Genomic DNA, 15,538 nt, shown 5'->3' with positions numbered 1-15,538 from the left:
GACCCCATATTTTAAGCACAAGCTTGACAATGAACCACTTCAGCCTGGATCGATACCCGTGACAACCAAACAGTTACCAAGGTATAACTTGGTAATGATCGCGACGTCAGCCACTGAGCTGCGGGAGTCGATGATGGCGGTGACCCGTCAGATGCGGCGGCACCGGCCCGACCACGGCCTGACGCTGAGCCAGATGGAACTTCTGGGCGAGGTCAGCCGGACCGGCACCACCACCCCGGCCGAACTCGCCGCGCGCCTGCACGTGCGGGTGCAATCGCTGACCGACAGCATCAACGAACTACTCGGCCGGGGTTTGATCGCCCGGCGTCCCGATGACAACGACCGCCGCCGTCAACTCATCGACATCACCGCCGCGGGCACCGCGCTGTTACAGGCGGATCGTGCCGAACGCGACGCCTGGCTGCACGCGACGATGCGCGACAACCTCACCGATCTGGAGTTCGATCTGCTGATGCTCGTCGCGCCGGTGCTGCGCAAGCTTGCTTACTCGGAGGCTGGTGGGGGCACACTTGCCTCATGACGTCGATTGCGACAGCAGCCCACGACTGGATCGCCCACGACCCCGACCCGCAGACCGCCGCCGAATTGCGGGCCTGCAGTCCCGATGAACTCGACCGAAGGTTCAGCCACCCCCTGACATTCGGCACCGCGGGCCTACGCGGGCCGATGCGCGGTGGGCCCGACGGGATGAACCTTGCCGTCGTGCTGCGCACCACGTGGGCCGTCGCACACGTACTCAAAGACCGGGGTTTGGGCGGCTCGCAGGTGGTGGTGGGCCGCGACGCACGCCACCAGTCGGACGAATTCGCGCTGGCCGCCGCGGAAGTCCTTGCCGCCGAAGGGTTCGAGGTGCTGCTGATGCTGGCGGCCGTCCCGACGCCGGTCGTCGCGTTCGCGGTGCGACACATGCCCGCCGCGGCAGGCATCCAGATCACCGCGTCGCACAACCCCCCGTCCGACAACGGGTACAAGGTGTTCTTCGACGGCGGCATGCAGATCATCTCCCCCACCGACCGGGAGATCGAAGACGCCGTAAGCCGCGCTCCGCATGCCGACGAGATCCGCCGGGTCCCGGTCCGAACGGGTGGCCTGGCCCAGATCAAGTCCTATCTCGAGCGGGCTGCGCGGGTGCGCCGCGCCCCCGGATCGGTGCGGGTGGCCGTCACACCGCTGCACGGTGTCGGTGGCGAGTTCATCTTGGACGCAATGGCGTTGGCGGGCCTCGACGACGTCTACATGGTCGAGTCACAGTTCAATCCCGATCCGGACTTCCCGACCGTGACCTTCCCGAATCCGGAGGAGCCGGGCGCCGTCGACGAACTCCTGAGCCTGGCAGCCGATGTTTCGGCCGACATCGCGATCGCGCTGGATCCCGACGCCGACCGGTGCGCGGTCGGAGTACCGACACCCGACGGCTGGCGCATGCTGTCCGGCGACGAAACGGGTTGGCTGCTGGGCGATTACATCCTGTCGCAGGTGGAGCCCGGGCCGGTCAGCGAGGCCACCGTGGTGGCCAGCACCGTCGTATCGTCGCGCATGCTCGCCGCCATCGCCGCCGCACACGGCGCCCACCACACCGAAACCCTCACGGGCTTCAAATGGTTGGCGCGCGCGGGCGCACCCGGAAGCACCCTGGTCTATGCCTACGAGGAAGCCATCGGGCACTGCGTCGATCCGGCCGCTGTCCGCGACAAGGACGGCATCACCGCAGCGATCCTGGCGTGCGATCTGGTCGCCGCGCTGCGCGATCAGGGCCGCACCGTGCTCGACGCGCTCGACGACCTGGCCCGGGTCCACGGCGTGCACGTCACGCGCGCCGTGTCGCGTCACCTGGACGATCCCGACGACGATGCCGAAGCGGCGATGATGCGATTGCGATCCGATCTGCCGACCGAACTCGCCGGATTCGCCGTCACCGCCGAAGACCTCCTCGACCGGCGCGGCCAACAGCGCACCGACGCACTGATCTTCACTGGGGAGGACTCCGGAACCAGCATCCGTGTGGTGGTCCGCCCGTCGGGCACCGAACCGAAACTCAAGTCCTACACCGAAGTTCGGTGCGCACCCACCGAGGATCTGGCCGCCGCCCGGGAACGGGCGAACAAGCTGAGCGCCGAACTCGCCGACGCCGCCAACCGCTGGTAGCCGAGACCGTCGATGCCCGACTGGACATACCAGCCGTTGCGCCCGGTCGCGGCTGCGGTGCTCGGCGAACAACGCACCCGGCGGTGGGCGTTGCGTTTTCTGGCCACGCTGGTCGCCGCAGGCGGGCATCGCTGGATCCCGCGGGTGTTCGATCATCCAGCGGTACCCGAGGAGTGGACGGGCCGGTTCGGCGCGGTCGTCCCGCCATCGGTCGCGCGCGACGCGATCCGCGTGCTGCCGGTACAGGGCGCGAGCATCGTCGAGATCTCGCCCGTGACGGCCGCCGATGTCCGGACCGTGCGCGACGCCGCGGCCGGGCGCCGCTGTCACGTCGTCGCCCACGCGGAATCCTCCGGCGTCGCCGACCTCGTCGCACCGCACGTCGACGAGGTCATCGTCGGTACGCCACCGCACCGCCGTTATCTGACCGACCCTGACATCGACACCGCCGCGGCCGCCCTGGCCGATCCGGACGCCGTCGTGCTGGCGCGACCGTCGGTATTGCTCGACAGCGGGCCGGGCTGGTTCAACCGTGTCATCGAAGCGTCGACACCGACCGGAGAGCCACCTGGTTTGCGCAGCATCGGGCCCAATCCGGTGCGCTGGCCGTCCTGGGTGTGGGGCATGCTCGCCGGGATCGGTTTGATCGTCGCAGGCGTCGGCGCGGGAGCCATCGCGGCCGGTCCGGTGCTGCTCGGCTACGATCGCGACTACCTCGGTCTCGGTGTCGACGATCTGCGCCGTATCAACGCCAACCTCGTCCATTTCATCCGCCATGACCGGATCAGCATGGCGGGCAACATGATCGGTCTCGGCGCACTGTATGTCGGGTTGTCCTGGGGCGGCCTGCGACGCGGCCGGGTGTGGGCCCGCAACGTCATGCTGATCTCCGGCCTGGTCGCCTTTCTCACGCTGTTCTATTTCGTCGGAACCGGTTTCGTCGATCCCCTGCACACCATGGTGGTGGTCGTGCTGTTCCCCATGCTGTTGGCCGCGGTGTGGAACAAGCCGTACCCGCCGCGGTGGCGGGCCCTGCCGGACGGACCCGAATCGGAGCGCCGCCGCGCCCTGTGGGCACAACTGATCATCATCGGGGTTGGCGGCGGGCTGGCCGTCGCCGGGCTGGTCATCTCACTGGTGGGGCTCAGCGACGTGTTCGTGCCGACCGATCTGCAGTACATGCACACCCATGGGGACGCGTTGCGCAGCGCCGATCCCCAGCTCGTGCCGTTCATCGCCCATGACCGTGCCGGTTTCGGTGGCGCACTGATCGGTTCCGGCCTGGCCGTGACCCTGATCGCGATGTGGGGGTTTCGCCGCGGTGAGCGCTGGGTGTGGTGGACCTTGCTGGCCGGGTTCGTCGCAGGCACCGCGCCGGCGCTCGCCGTGCACTACGCGATCGGCTACACGAACTTCATCCACCTGCTGCCGGTCTACGTGCTGGTGGTCTCGACAGCCGTCGCGCTCGTCCTGTCGTGGCCGTATCTGACCGCGCGTCAGCGCGGCCCGAACTGGCGATCCCCCGCGTCACCGAGACCGGGAACGATGTAGGCGATCTCGTTGAGCCCCTCGTCGACGGTCGCGGTGATCAGACGCATGTCGGGCGCGACGGCCTCAAGCGCGGCAATGCCTTCGGGCGCGCACACCACGCACACCGCGGTGATGTCGACGGCATTGCGCTCCCGCAGCAGGCCGATGGTGTGCGCCATCGACCCGCCGGTGGCCAGCATCGGGTCGAGCACGAACACCGACCGGCTGCTCAGATCGTCGGGCAGCGAGGCCAAATACGGTGTGGGCTGGTGAGTTTCCTCGTTCCGGGCGACGCCGACGAAACCGACCTGCGCCTCGGGTATGAGCGCGTGCGCCTGATCGACCATCCCCAGGCCGGCCCGCAGCACCGGCACCAGCAGCGGTGGATTGGCCAGCCGGGAACCGGTGGTCTCCACGAGCGGGGTACGCACCGGGATCTGCTCGCACGCGGCGTCGCGAGTGGCCTCGTACACCAGCATGAGAGTCAGATCCCGCAGCGCCGCCCGGAACGCCGCGTTGTCGGTGCGTTCGTCCCGCAGGGTGGTCAACCGCGCGGCGGCCAAGGGGTGATCGACGACGCGTACATCCATGCGCCGACCTTAATCGGTCGCCCGGCAGCGGTCGCGGGTTCATCCGGATGTGAAGGCGGGCGGCGCGGCGTTTGACCGACTGTGAACGATTCCGTGCAGCAGATAGCCACCTCCGTGCTCGTCATCGGTACCGGCGGGTCCGGGCTGCGAGCGTCGATCGAACTGGCCGAGCGAGGAATCGATGTGCTGGCCGTCGGCAAGCGGCCCAAGGCCGATGCGCACACCACACTGGCGGCAGGCGGCATCAACGCGGCGCTGGCCACGGTCGACCCCGAGGACAGCTGGCAGCAGCACGCCGCGGACACCATCACCGAGAGCTATCTGCTCGCCGACCCCGTGACGGTGCAGACCGTGACCGAATATGCCGCGGAGTCGATCGCGGATCTCGAGCGCTGGGGCATGGCTTTCGCGCGCGAACAGGACGGCCGGATCTCGCAGCGCTTCTTCGGCGCGCACACGTTCCGCCGCACCGCATTCGCCGGTGACTACACGGGTCTCGAACTGCAGCGCACCCTCGTGGACCGGGCCCAACAGCTCGCCGTGCCGATCCTCGACTCGGTCTACATCACGCGACTCCTCGTCCGCGACAACGTTGTCTTCGGCGCGTACGGCTTCGACTTGCGCGACGGCACGCGGTACACCATCCATGCCGACGCCGTGATACTCGCCGCAGGCGGCCACACTCGCATCTGGCGCCACACGTCGTCGCGACGTGACGAGAACACCGGCGATTCCTTCCGCTTGGCGGTGCAGGCAGGCGGACGCATCCGCGACCCCGAACTCGTCCAGTTCCACCCGTCGGGCCTGCTGGAGCCCGAAGACGCTGCCGGAACGCTGGTTTCGGAAGCCGCCCGCGGCGAGGGCGGCATCCTGCGCAACAACCTCGGCGAACGATTCATGGAGCGCTACGACCCCGAACGCATGGAACTGTCGACCCGCGACCGGGTTGCTCTGGCTGCCTACACCGAGATCCGCGAGGGCCGCGGCACCCCACGCGGCGGCGTCTGGCTCGATGTCTCCCATCTGCCGCGGACGCAGATCATGCATCGCCTGCCCCGCGTCTACCAGACGCTCATGGAACTGCAGTTGCTCGACATCACCACCACGCCGATGGAGATCGCGCCGACCGCCCACTACTCGATGGGCGGAGTGTGGGTTCGCGCCGAGGACCACAGCACCGACGTGGAGGGGCTGTACGCGATCGGTGAAGCGGCGAGCGGTCTGCACGGCGCCAACCGGCTCGGTGGCAACTCGCTCATCGAACTTCTCGTCTACGGCCGGATCGTCGGCCGGGCAGCAGCCGCGTACTCGACGCGGCTTGCGGCGCAACAGCGTAGTCCCGCAGCCGTATCCAGGGCTCGCGACGAGATCGACGCCGCCTTGTCCGGCCGCGGGTCGCAGACCGTGCGCTATCTCCAGCGCTCCGTGCGCAACATCATGACCGAGCACGCCGGTGTGGTCCGCGACGACGCCGGCTTGCGGGCGGGCCTGCGCAAACTCGACGACGTCGAGAGCCAGTTGACCGACTTGGCCGTCCATCCCGACATCGCCGGGTTCCACGATCTGGCACATGCATTCGATCTGAGATCCGGAATTCTCGCCGCGCGTGCGACGCTCGAGGCGGCGCTGGAACGCCGCGAGACCCGGGGCTGCCACAACCGCTCGGATTACCCGGACATCGACGAATCCCTACAGGTCAACCTGGTCTGGTCGGGCCCGGGTAAGCTCGCCCACGAACCGATACCCGATATCCCACAAGGTATTTCGGCACTCATGCGCGAGGTGTCGTCACACGGGAAGCTGGTCGAGTAGCGCACCCCCTCGGTCCGCCCGTTCGCGGCGCCCCACTGCATCGTCGTGTTCGCCCACAACCGGCCGGCCACGCCATGGCGCCGCGCCTCACCGGCGGTCCGCACGTGGCTGCCCGCGAGGCGGGAGTGACACATGAGGCGTCGGCCGTGCCCTTGGCTGCCCACCCGTGGTCACCCCCCGACCACGGAGACCACGGACTTTCAAGGGTCCGCTACGGGGCCACTGGGACGAATCTGAAATGGCCACACCACGACAAGAGCGGGGATTTCGATGACATCGGTACAAATCGTCTCGGCGGTGGACGTCGAGTCCGACGCAGAACTCGCGGCGCGCTTCGAACGCGAAGCCATGCCGTTTCGGCCGGTCTTGCTGCGTACGGCGCGGCGACTGACCCACAGCGACGTCGACGCGGAGGACCTCGTGCAGGACGCGCTCATGAACGCCTATGTGGGCTTCCGGAAATTCCGGCAGGGCACCAACCTGCGGGCGTGGCTGTTCCGGATTCTGCACAACCGGTGGATCAGTACCTACCGGATGAAGCAGCGCCGCCCGGACACCTTCTGCGTCGACGAGATCACCGACAGCGACATCGCCAGCAGCGCGATCCACTCCGACACCGGCGGTCGCTCAGCTGAGGACGAAGCGCTGGACGTACTGGGTGATCACCAGATCCGAGTGGCGCTGCAGGCACTGCCCGAAGGTTTCCAGCGGGTGCTGTACTACGCCGACATCGAGGGTTACACGTACGCCGAGACGGCCGTGCTCATGGGAATCCCGCTGGGCACCGTGATGTCCCGGATTTCGCGCGGACGCGAACGGCTGCGCGCGGCACTGTCCGACCACGAGCTGGCACAGCCGGCCGTGGCCGCATGCGCTGCCTGATCGAGCTCTTTCGTGGGATCACAAGAGGAAAATGAGAGGAATCAATGGAACTCAGCGGATATCGCGCCCTGGTCACCGGAGGTACCGCAGGCATCGGCCTGGCCTGTGCTGAATTGCTGGCGAGCGAGGGCGCGACGGTGACCATCACCGGACGAGACGCGCAGCGAGGCGAATCGGCCGCCGCCAAACTCGGCGACAACGTCAACTTCGTGCAGGCGGACCTGTCCGACATCGAGTCGGTGAAAGCGCTTGCCCGAGAATGCGATGGCGTCGACATCGTGGTCAACAACGCCGCCAGCTTCCCCGGCGCGCTCACGGTCGATCAGGACGTCGAGTCGTTCGAGCGGACGTTCGACACGAACGTGCGCGGCACCTACTTCCTGGTCGCCGCACTCGTGCCGGCCATGCTCAAGCGCGGGAACGGCAGCATCGTCAACGTCACGTCGATGGTCGCGTCGAAAGGCGTTCCCGGCGCGTCGACCTACAGCGCTTCCAAGGCCGCGGTCGAATCCCTCACCCGCACCTGGGCGGCCGAGTTCGGCTCGCAGGGCGTGCGGGTCAACAGCGTCGCGCCCGGGCCCACCAAAACCGAAGGCGTCGAGGCGGAGTGGGGCGATACGAACGAGGAACTCGGACGCGCGCTGCCGCTCGGCCGCACCGCCCGGCCCGAGGAGATCGCGCACGCAGTGTTGTTCTTCTGCTCGCCACGCTCCAGCTTCATCACCGGCTCGACCCTGCACGCCGACGGCGGCGGGGCGGCAATCTGAAAGGTAACACCATGTCAGACACCAAGAAGTACTGGTGGAGCGACGCCTGGCAATCGGCCCTCACCGTCGTGCAGGAAGCCCAGCCGCCACAAGTCCCGGAGGGCGCGCACGCGATGACGATCGTCGTCGAGTTCCCGCCGGGAGATCCCGGCACCCCACCCCACCGTCATTCGGGGCCGGCGTTCGGGTACGTGCTGGAGGGCGAGATGCTCTTCGAGCTCGAAGGCCAACCGCCGCGCGTAGTGAAGGCCGGCGAAGCGTTCTGGGAACCCGGCGGCGACGCCATCCACTATCAGGACGGCAACAACCGCGATGACATCCCGGTCCGCTTCACCGTCACGATGCTGTGCGCGCCCGGCAAGCCGATGCTCGTCTTCGTCGACGACGACGAACTGGAGCAACGCAAGCACCTGCGGGTAGCCGCCTGACGCGATGGAACCGAACGGTGCCGGCGAGCGTCATAACGTCATGCTCGCCGACACCGCCACCATCCGCACCCTTGGCCGCGCATACGTCACCCACGCGGCCGACCTCGCAGCTGTCGCCGCGGCCCTGCGGGCGATACCGTCGCCGCCGGACGCGCTCGGCCCGGTCGGCGACCGATTCCTGACGGCGTTCACCGCCGCGCTGTCGGACCAGTCCAATGCCGTTGCGGCACTGGGTGAACGTACCCAGGCCGCGAGCCGCACGGCCGCACACAACGCGGCATCCTTCGATGCGGCGGGCGACCGGGCCGCCGGGCTGCTGCCGCAGGTCTGACCGTGCCTAGCGCACTGGTCAGCGCACTCGCCGCACCACTGCACGAGGTTCGCGCCCTCGTCGGCCCCGGGTGGCCGGCCGGCGCCACACCGGTGACGACCCTCGATGCCGCACGCACCACACTGGCCGACATCGGTGCCGCCGCCGGCCGGTCCTGGGCCCAAGCCGGGACCGGCTGGTCGGGCGCGGCGGCCGACGCGGCCGCCGACATCGCCACCACGACAACCGAGACGATCGCGGCCTTGGCCGAGCGGGCCGAAGCGCTCAGTGCGGGCGCGCAGCAGGCCGGCGGGGCCGTGTCGTCCGCCGGTGCCCGGCTGCAGACCATCGTCGACCGCTTCGAGGACCGCGCCGCGGAGTTGGAACCGCACCTCGAGGAACCCGGCGTCGCCGAGGAACTGCTGGCCGAGGCCCAGCGCTCACTACGGGAGGCCATCGCCGTCATCGACGAACTCCGGGCCGAGCTGGACCGGCAGGCCGTCGCCGTCATGCCGGCCGGCGCTCCGGCTCCGACGGTCCCCGCCGGGTTCTCCGGAGGCGCACCGGGCACCTCGCTCGGTACGTCGCCGGGCATGTCACCGGGCATGTTGTCGAGCGGCTGGTCCGGTGGCAGCGCCGGAAGTCCCGCCTCGTCCCTGCCTGCGCCGGGCGAGGTCGCCAGCGCGTTACGCGACCCAGGTTTGTTCGGCGACGGCGTCGCCGTCCGGCTACCCGACGGCAGCAGCGCGCTGGCCCCGAATTCGGTGGCCGCGTCCGCCGTCCGGCACGCCCTCACGCAGCTGGGCGTGCCGTACCACTGGGGCGGCACCACCCCGGGCGTCGGGCTGGACTGCAGCGGGCTGACCCAATGGGCATATCGCGAAGCAGGTCTGAACATCCCGCGGCTCGCCCAGGAACAAGACATCGGCGCGGCCGTGTCGGCGGATGCGCTGCGGCCCGGTGACCTGGCGGTGTGGGACGGACACGTCGCCATGGTCGTGAGCGCCAACACGATGATCGAGGCAGGCGATCCGGTTCAGCTCTCCCCGATCCGGACCACGAACGCGGGTCAGGGGTTCCAGGGTTTCTGGCGGCCGACCGCATGAGCGGCCTGTTCGAAGAGGCGATGGCGCGGGCGCGTGGCCGACTGATGGCACTCGAACGTGCGGCCGACGGCCTGGCCGGTCTACGCGACGCGGACGACGCAGCAACGCGTCGGCGGCAGCTCCTGGGTGGTCTCGTCGCCGACCTCGGCCACGAACGGGAGGCAACCTGAATGCACCCCGGGGGCACGCCGTTAGGCTGTGCCGCATGGCTGCTGACATCGTGCCGGTCCGGCTCGGGCTGACCAAGGGCGACCTTTACACACTGTGGGCTCCGCGCTGGCGCGATGCCGGCGACGAGTGGGAGGCCTTCCTCGGCAAGGACGACGACCTCTACGCCTTCGAATCGGTCGCTGACCTCGCCGCGTTCGTCCGCACCAACAGCGACAACGACCTGACGGACCACCCGGCGTGGGAGAAATTGACCACGGCGTCGGCACATAAGTTCGACCCGTCCGAGGACCGCATACACGATCTCGTCGGCGTTCCCGAGGTCGTCGCCGACAAGCCCACCGAGGAATCGGTGGAAGCCCTGCACCAGACCCTGGCGATCGTGTCGTCGATCGGCTCGGTGTGTGAGCTGGCGGCCATCAGCAAGTTCTTCAACGGCAACCCGGTGCTCGGCACGCTGGGCGGCGGGATCGAATCGTTCACCGGCCGCAGCGGGCGTAAGCGCTGGGCCGAGATCGAAGCAGTGATCGGCCGCGGCTGGGACGGCGTTCTCGACGCCATCGACGAGATCGTCACCGTGCCCGAGGGCATCGACGCCGACGCGGTCAAGAAGGCCGAAGCCGAGCTCGAGGAGCCTGCTCCCGAGGAAGACGAAGACGAGGACGACATCAGCGTCGAGGCGGTAGCCGACGACAGCGAGGCCGACGACACGGACGAGGCCGAGGAGCCCGAACGCAGCGCCGACGACCGGGCCGTGCTCGGTGGCGACGAGGATTTCTGGCTCAAGGTCGGCATCGACCCGGTGCGGATCATGACCGGTTCGGGCACGGTGTACACGCTGCGCTGCTATCTCGATGACGAACCGGTGTTCCTCGGGCGCAACGGCCGCATCAGCGTGTTCAGCTCGGAGCGTGCGCTCGCCCGCTATCTGGCCGACGAGCACGACCACGACCTGTCGGATCTCGCCACCTACGACGACATCCGTACCGCGGCGACCGACGGGTCACTGCGCGTCGACGTCTCGGACGAGAACGTCTATGTGCTGAGCGGTCTCGCCGACGACATCGCCGACGGTCCCGACGCGATCGATCGCGATCAGCTGGAGCTGGCCGTCGAACTGCTGCGCGATGTCAGCGACTACTCCGAGGACAAGACCGTCGACGAGACGCTGAGCACTGACGAACCGCTCGGTGCGTTCGTGGCCTACGTGCTCGACCCGGACAAGGCCGACAAACCGGCCGGTCCCTACGCCGATGCGGTCGAGCAGTGGGAGTCCCTGGAGCGCTTCGTGGAGTCGCGTCTGCGGGCGGAGTAGCCCCGCACACGCCGCCGGTGTCGGTTCCGGCGGCCGTACGAATTCATCTACCCCGCAAGGGGTTTCACTGACGCCTGCGTGCGGTCCCATGGTGAACCACTCCCGGGGTCCCGTCACGCCGTTTGATCGCCTTTGCCGATGAGCGCGAGCCGCCCATCGGCGGCGCTTTCCGTGCGCACATCCCCCGGTCGGCCCGCCATGCCGCAGAAGTTCCATATCGCAGCCCGATATGGCCCAAAAGATCATTTTCATTCTCCTATTGTCCAAATCAATCTCTCTTGCTAACTTTGTGGCTCATATCGACAGTGTGACGGGGATCTCTCGCCGAGCGCCCCGTGTGTGATGCCCTGCGCGGTCATCGACCGACGCCCGCCGCGCGGGGTGCGGAGAGAAACCGGATACCCGTGGACGACTCATTGACTTTTGGCACCGCAACCGACCTGGCCGCGGCGCTGCGGCGCCGCGATGTGTCGGCACGTGAAGTACTCGCGGCTCACCTCGGACAGATCGACCGGCGCAACGCCGCGGTGAACGCGGTGGTGAGCCTTGACGTCGACGGCGCCGAACGCGCAGCCGCCGAAGCCGATCGCCGATGCGCGGCGGGCGAGCCGTTGGGCCGGTTACACGGATTGCCGATCGCGTTCAAAGACACCCACGCGACGGCGGGCATGCGCACGACCTTCGGTTCTCCGTTGCACAGCAACTGGATTCCGCAAACCGACGACGAGATCGTCCGACGCATCCAGGATGCCGGGGCAGTTCGGTTGGGTAAGACCAACGTTCCGGAGTTCGCGGCCGGATCGCATTCGTTCAACCCGATTTTCGGGACCACCCGAAACCCGTACGCCATAGACCGGTCGGCCGGCGGCAGCAGCGGGGGCGCCGCCGCGGCCTTGGCCAGCGGGATGCAGCCGATCGCCGACGGCAGCGACATGGGTGGTTCGTTGCGCAATCCCGCATCGTTCTGCAACGTGGTGGGCCTGCGCCCCACACCGGGCCGCGTGCCCGACCCGGGCGCGGCATGGGCATACCCCAACCTCGCGACGGCAGGCCCGATGGCTCGCACGGTCGCCGATGTCGCGCTGCTGTTGTCCGTGATCGCCGGGCCTCACCGGGATGACCCGACATCGTTGAGCGACGACCCGGCCACGTTCGCCACGCTGAACCCGGCCGAGTTGAAAGGACTTCGGGTCGCGTGGGCACCCACCCTGGGTGACCGCATCCCGGTCGACGCAGAAGTGCTGGCGCCCTTGGAATCCGCGGCCGCGGTGTTCGCGGACCTCGGTGCGCACGTCGAGCCGGCATGTCCCGACCTCGACGGCGCCGACGCCAGCTTCCGCACACTGCGCGCGGTCGAGTTCGACGCGATGTGGGGCGACCAACTCGACGCCACCCCAGAAGCATTCAAGGCCGATCTGGCATGGAACATCCGCGAAGGCAGGGCCAGGACCGCCCGCGACATCGGCCGGGCGCTCGCCGAGCTGACCCGGCTGCAACGCGCGGCCAGCGCGTTCTTCGACACCTACGACGTGTTGCTGGCACCGGTCAGCCAGGTCGCGCCGTTCGACGCCGACCAGTTGTGGCCGACCGAGGTCGCCGGGGTGCCCCAGCACACGTACCTCGACTGGATGGCGTCCTGCTATCTGATCACCACCCTTGGCGTCCCGGCGATTTCGGTGCCCGCGGGGTTCACCTCCGACGGCTTGCCGGTCGGGCTGCAGATCGTCACCCGCGCTCGCACCGAGCAGATGCTGCTCGCGGTGGCCGCGGCCTTTGAAGAAGCCACCGGCCATGGCCGGCGGCGACCCGTACCCACCCTGGAGTGTCGCTCATGACCCACCCCGTTCTGACAAGCCCGCGACGACTCGCCATCGCCGCGGTGCCGATCCTCGGATTTCTGATCACGCCGTTCCTGCCGTTCGTCAACGGACCGCACCTCTGGTTCGGCGTCCCGTCGGTGCTCGTCTGGACCGCGATCTGTGTGGTCGGCACGGTGGTCGCCCTGCGCATCGTCGAGGCCACCTATCGGCGTGACGGCGGCGCCGCACTCGACGCCGAAGCCGCGGGCGGAGACGAACGGTGAACGCGCTCACCGTCTTCATCGTCATCGGCCTGGTGGCCATCGGCGTGCTGGGGGTCGCAGGCCGGCGCGCCACGAAACTCGACGAATGGACCGTCAGCGGCCGCAGCTTCCGCCGGTGGCGGTCATGGTTCCTGCAGGCCGGCGAGTCGCTCACCACGTTCAGCTTCCTCGGCCTGTCCGGTATCGCGTTCGGTGGTGGTGTCAGCGCCACGTTTGCCCTTGCCTACCTGTCCATTTCGGCGATCGGCCTCTACTTCGTCGCACCGCGACTGTGGCAGCTCGGCAAAGGCCGCGGCTACCTCACGATGGCCGACTTCTTCATCGACCGCTTCAACAGTCCCGTGCTGGGCAAGGTGGTCGCGGTGGTCGGTGCGATATTCCTGCTGCCCTATCTCGAACTGCAGATCACCGGCCTGGGCCTCATCGTCGAACTGGCGACGGGCAGCGAGTCGAGCCGCGGACTGTCCATGGTCATCGCCAGCGCGCTGGTAATCGTGTTCGTGGTGTGGGCCGGCATCCGCGGGGTGTCGCGGGTCGCGGTGCTCAAGGACGCGTTGATGGTCGTCGCGCTGCTCATCGTGGTCGGCGGCGTTGCGTTCGGGATCACCGGCATACCCGACGTCTTCGCCCAGGTGCACCGCGACCAGCCTGTGCTGCTGACACTGTCGGCACCCGGATACGACACGACGTTCTTCCTCACGGCGGTCGTCGTCACCTCGATCGGGGCCGGGCTCAACGTTTTTCCGCATCTGTGGCCCCCGGTGTTCGCCGCCCGCAGCGGCGAGATCCTGCGCAGCAACTACACGTGGCTGGCGCTGTATCAGCTGCTGTTGTTCGCTCCGATCATCGTCGGCCTCGGCGCCATCCTGATCCTGCCTGCCGATACCACGGGCAATCACGTGCTGTTGGATACCGCGACACACACGCTGCCGGACTGGCTGGTCGCCGTCGTCGCGATCAGCGGCGCCTCGGCCGCCATGGTGCCTGCGGCCGCGATCGCGATGGGAATCTCAACCTTGGTGTCGCGCAACCTCATCAAGGTCGGAAACGAGAAGACCCGGATGCGCATGAACACCGTCGTCGTCGCGGCTGCCATCACGCTTGCGCTCGTGTTCGGGCTCGGCGGGGCAAGCATCGCCAGTCTGCTGCTGCTCACCTACGGCGGCCTGACCCAGCTCGCCCCGGCGATCCTGGTCGCGTTGCGCGGACGCGTCACCGTGGGTGCCGTTCCTGTGCTGGCCGGCATCGTCGTCGGTGTTCTGGTGGTCAGCTGGATCACGTTCTTCGAAATCCCGATCGGCAGCTGGGATTCCGGGTTCATCGCACTGGGACCCAACCTCGTCGTCCTGATCGTCGCCGAGGCGATCCGCCGCCGACTCCCCAAACCGGCTGGCACCACGGTCAAATCTGAAGTACCTGTGGTGGGGTGACCCGACCGTTGGAAATGCTCGACCCCCTCGCCCTTCGGATTACCGAAGCTCTGCAAGTCAACGGCAGGGCGTCGTGGCGGCGGATCGCGGAGGTGCTCGACGAGCCCGTCCGCACCGTCGCCCGGCGGGGGGCCGCGCTGCTCGAGGACCGCACGGTACAAGTGGTCGGGCTCACCGCGCTGGCCCCGACTCATCTGCTGCGGGTGCAGTGCCGACCTGACGCCGTGCAGTCGGTGGCCCGCGCCCTGGCGGCCCGACCGGACACCGTGTTCGTGTACGCGCTGGCCGAATCCGCGGAGGTCATCGCCGAGGTGACATCCGAGTTCGATGCCCTTCCAAGCCTTCTCGTCATGGAACTTGACGGCGTCATCACCCATCGGCTGACCCCGGTGCTCCAGTACTTCCGGACGGTCGCGGAGTGGCGCGCCGGTGTGCTGACACCAGACGAAGTGGCCGCGCTCGAATTGCCCGACGTGCCACCCGAACAGACCCGCACCGGGCTGCAGGTCGACGACGTGGACCGGGCCATCATCGATGCCCTGGTCGCCGACGGGCGCACGCCGTTCGAGACGATCGCATCCCTCGCCGGCTTCTCGCAAGCGACCGCCCGCCGGCGCATCGACCAACTGATTCAGCGCGGCTTCGTTCGCATTCGCGCCGTCGTCGGCCCGGCACTTCTCGGCCTGCCCGTCGAGGCCCTGCTGTGGATCCGGTGCGCCCCCCAGCACGCGGAACACATCGGAACCACGCTCGCCCGTTCACCTCTCGTGCGGTACGCCGCCATGGTGATGGGCGAATACCCCGTCGTCGTCGACGTGACGGCTCACGACACCGCCGAGCTGCGCGGTTTCCTGACCACCGGCCCGTGGGAAGGTCGCGTCGAATCGGTGCATTCGACCCTGCTGCTGCAGACCTTCAAGCGCGGCGGAGTAGTAACCGGATGAAAGGCCT

The 15,538-nt window shown here is 68.3% G+C and carries 16 protein-coding genes; 15 read left to right on the top strand and 1 reads right to left on the bottom strand.

Translation table 11 applies throughout. The features are described from left to right. Positions 1–94: 94 nt before the first annotated feature. Genes AWC31_RS26150 through AWC31_RS26140 form a run of 3 tightly spaced genes read left to right on the top strand, consistent with a single transcriptional unit; the run spans position 95 to position 3,717 of the window. A complete protein-coding gene (locus tag AWC31_RS26150) occupies positions 95–541 on the top strand; it encodes a MarR family winged helix-turn-helix transcriptional regulator (RefSeq protein WP_085146891.1) in 447 nt (148 codons plus the stop codon). Further along, the gene (locus AWC31_RS26145; RefSeq protein WP_085146889.1) at positions 538–2,166 is read left to right on the top strand and encodes a phospho-sugar mutase; all 1,629 of its coding nucleotides are present in this window, start codon (positions 538–540) and stop codon (positions 2,164–2,166) included. The genes AWC31_RS26150 and AWC31_RS26145 overlap by 4 nt, the downstream gene beginning before the upstream one ends. A 12-nt stretch (positions 2,167–2,178) precedes the next feature. Next, complete coding sequence (locus AWC31_RS26140) at positions 2,179–3,717, top strand: hypothetical protein (RefSeq protein WP_085146887.1); 1,539 nt, start codon at positions 2,179–2,181, stop codon at positions 3,715–3,717. On the opposite strand, the gene upp is transcribed toward AWC31_RS26140, so the two are convergent. After that, positions 3,663–4,286, bottom strand: a complete 624-nt coding sequence (upp, locus tag AWC31_RS26135; RefSeq protein WP_067843104.1) for a uracil phosphoribosyltransferase — start codon at positions 4,284–4,286, stop codon at positions 3,663–3,665. The two genes, AWC31_RS26140 and upp, sit on opposite strands and share 55 nt — an antisense overlap. A gap of 93 nt (positions 4,287–4,379) precedes the next feature. Between upp and AWC31_RS26130 the strand changes: the two genes are divergently transcribed. From AWC31_RS26130 to AWC31_RS26080, 12 genes are all read left to right on the top strand, one after another. Continuing rightward, on the top strand, positions 4,380–6,098 hold the full coding sequence (locus AWC31_RS26130; RefSeq protein ID WP_234816998.1) for an L-aspartate oxidase: 1,719 nt from the start codon (positions 4,380–4,382) through the stop codon (positions 6,096–6,098). A 270-nt stretch (positions 6,099–6,368) separates the two neighbouring features. Then, entirely contained in the window at positions 6,369–6,980 is a 612-nt protein-coding gene (locus tag AWC31_RS26125) for a sigma-70 family RNA polymerase sigma factor (RefSeq protein WP_067843101.1), read from the top strand. Between the two features lie 44 nt (positions 6,981–7,024). Continuing rightward, a complete protein-coding gene (locus tag AWC31_RS26120; RefSeq protein WP_085146882.1) occupies positions 7,025–7,747 on the top strand; it encodes an SDR family NAD(P)-dependent oxidoreductase in 723 nt (240 codons plus the stop codon). 11 nt (positions 7,748–7,758) lie between these two features. Beyond that, positions 7,759–8,175 carry a cupin domain-containing protein gene (locus tag AWC31_RS26115; RefSeq protein WP_085146880.1) on the top strand — a complete coding sequence of 139 codons (417 nt, stop codon included), beginning with the start codon at positions 7,759–7,761 and terminating at the stop codon, positions 8,173–8,175. A 4-nt stretch (positions 8,176–8,179) separates the two neighbouring features. Next, positions 8,180–8,506 (top strand): hypothetical protein, encoded by a 327-nt coding sequence (locus AWC31_RS26110; protein ID WP_234816997.1) that lies wholly within the window; start codon positions 8,180–8,182, stop codon positions 8,504–8,506. Between the two features lie 2 nt (positions 8,507–8,508). Next, the gene (locus tag AWC31_RS26105; protein WP_085146878.1) at positions 8,509–9,591 is read left to right on the top strand and encodes a C40 family peptidase; all 1,083 of its coding nucleotides are present in this window, start codon (positions 8,509–8,511) and stop codon (positions 9,589–9,591) included. Beyond that, positions 9,588–9,761, top strand: coding sequence for a hypothetical protein (locus tag AWC31_RS37525; RefSeq protein ID WP_165766050.1), 174 nt, complete (start codon positions 9,588–9,590; stop codon positions 9,759–9,761). Before AWC31_RS26105 ends, AWC31_RS37525 begins: the two co-directional genes overlap by 4 nt. A 35-nt stretch (positions 9,762–9,796) precedes the next feature. Then, entirely contained in the window at positions 9,797–11,074 is a 1,278-nt protein-coding gene (gene satS / locus AWC31_RS26100) for a protein export chaperone SatS (RefSeq protein ID WP_085146876.1), read from the top strand. 404 nt (positions 11,075–11,478) lie between these two features. Continuing rightward, positions 11,479–12,909, top strand: coding sequence for an amidase (locus tag AWC31_RS26095; RefSeq protein WP_085146874.1), 1,431 nt, complete (start codon positions 11,479–11,481; stop codon positions 12,907–12,909). Then, on the top strand, positions 12,906–13,157 hold the full coding sequence (locus AWC31_RS26090; protein WP_085146872.1) for a hypothetical protein: 252 nt from the start codon (positions 12,906–12,908) through the stop codon (positions 13,155–13,157). The genes AWC31_RS26095 and AWC31_RS26090 overlap by 4 nt, the downstream gene beginning before the upstream one ends. Then, positions 13,154–14,587: a sodium:solute symporter family protein gene (locus AWC31_RS26085; RefSeq protein WP_067843081.1), complete on the top strand. Its 1,434-nt coding sequence runs from the start codon at positions 13,154–13,156 to the stop codon at positions 14,585–14,587. Before AWC31_RS26090 ends, AWC31_RS26085 begins: the two co-directional genes overlap by 4 nt. After that, entirely contained in the window at positions 14,584–15,531 is a 948-nt protein-coding gene (locus AWC31_RS26080; RefSeq protein ID WP_207626428.1) for an Lrp/AsnC family transcriptional regulator, read from the top strand. Before AWC31_RS26085 ends, AWC31_RS26080 begins: the two co-directional genes overlap by 4 nt. The last annotated feature ends 7 nt before the right edge of the window (positions 15,532–15,538 follow it).

The sequence above is a fragment of the Mycolicibacterium wolinskyi genome (genome assembly GCF_002101965.1).
Taxonomy (GTDB): Bacteria; Actinomycetota; Actinomycetes; order Mycobacteriales; family Mycobacteriaceae; genus Mycobacterium; species Mycobacterium wolinskyi.
This window is presented reverse-complemented; position numbering and strand designations above follow the sequence as displayed.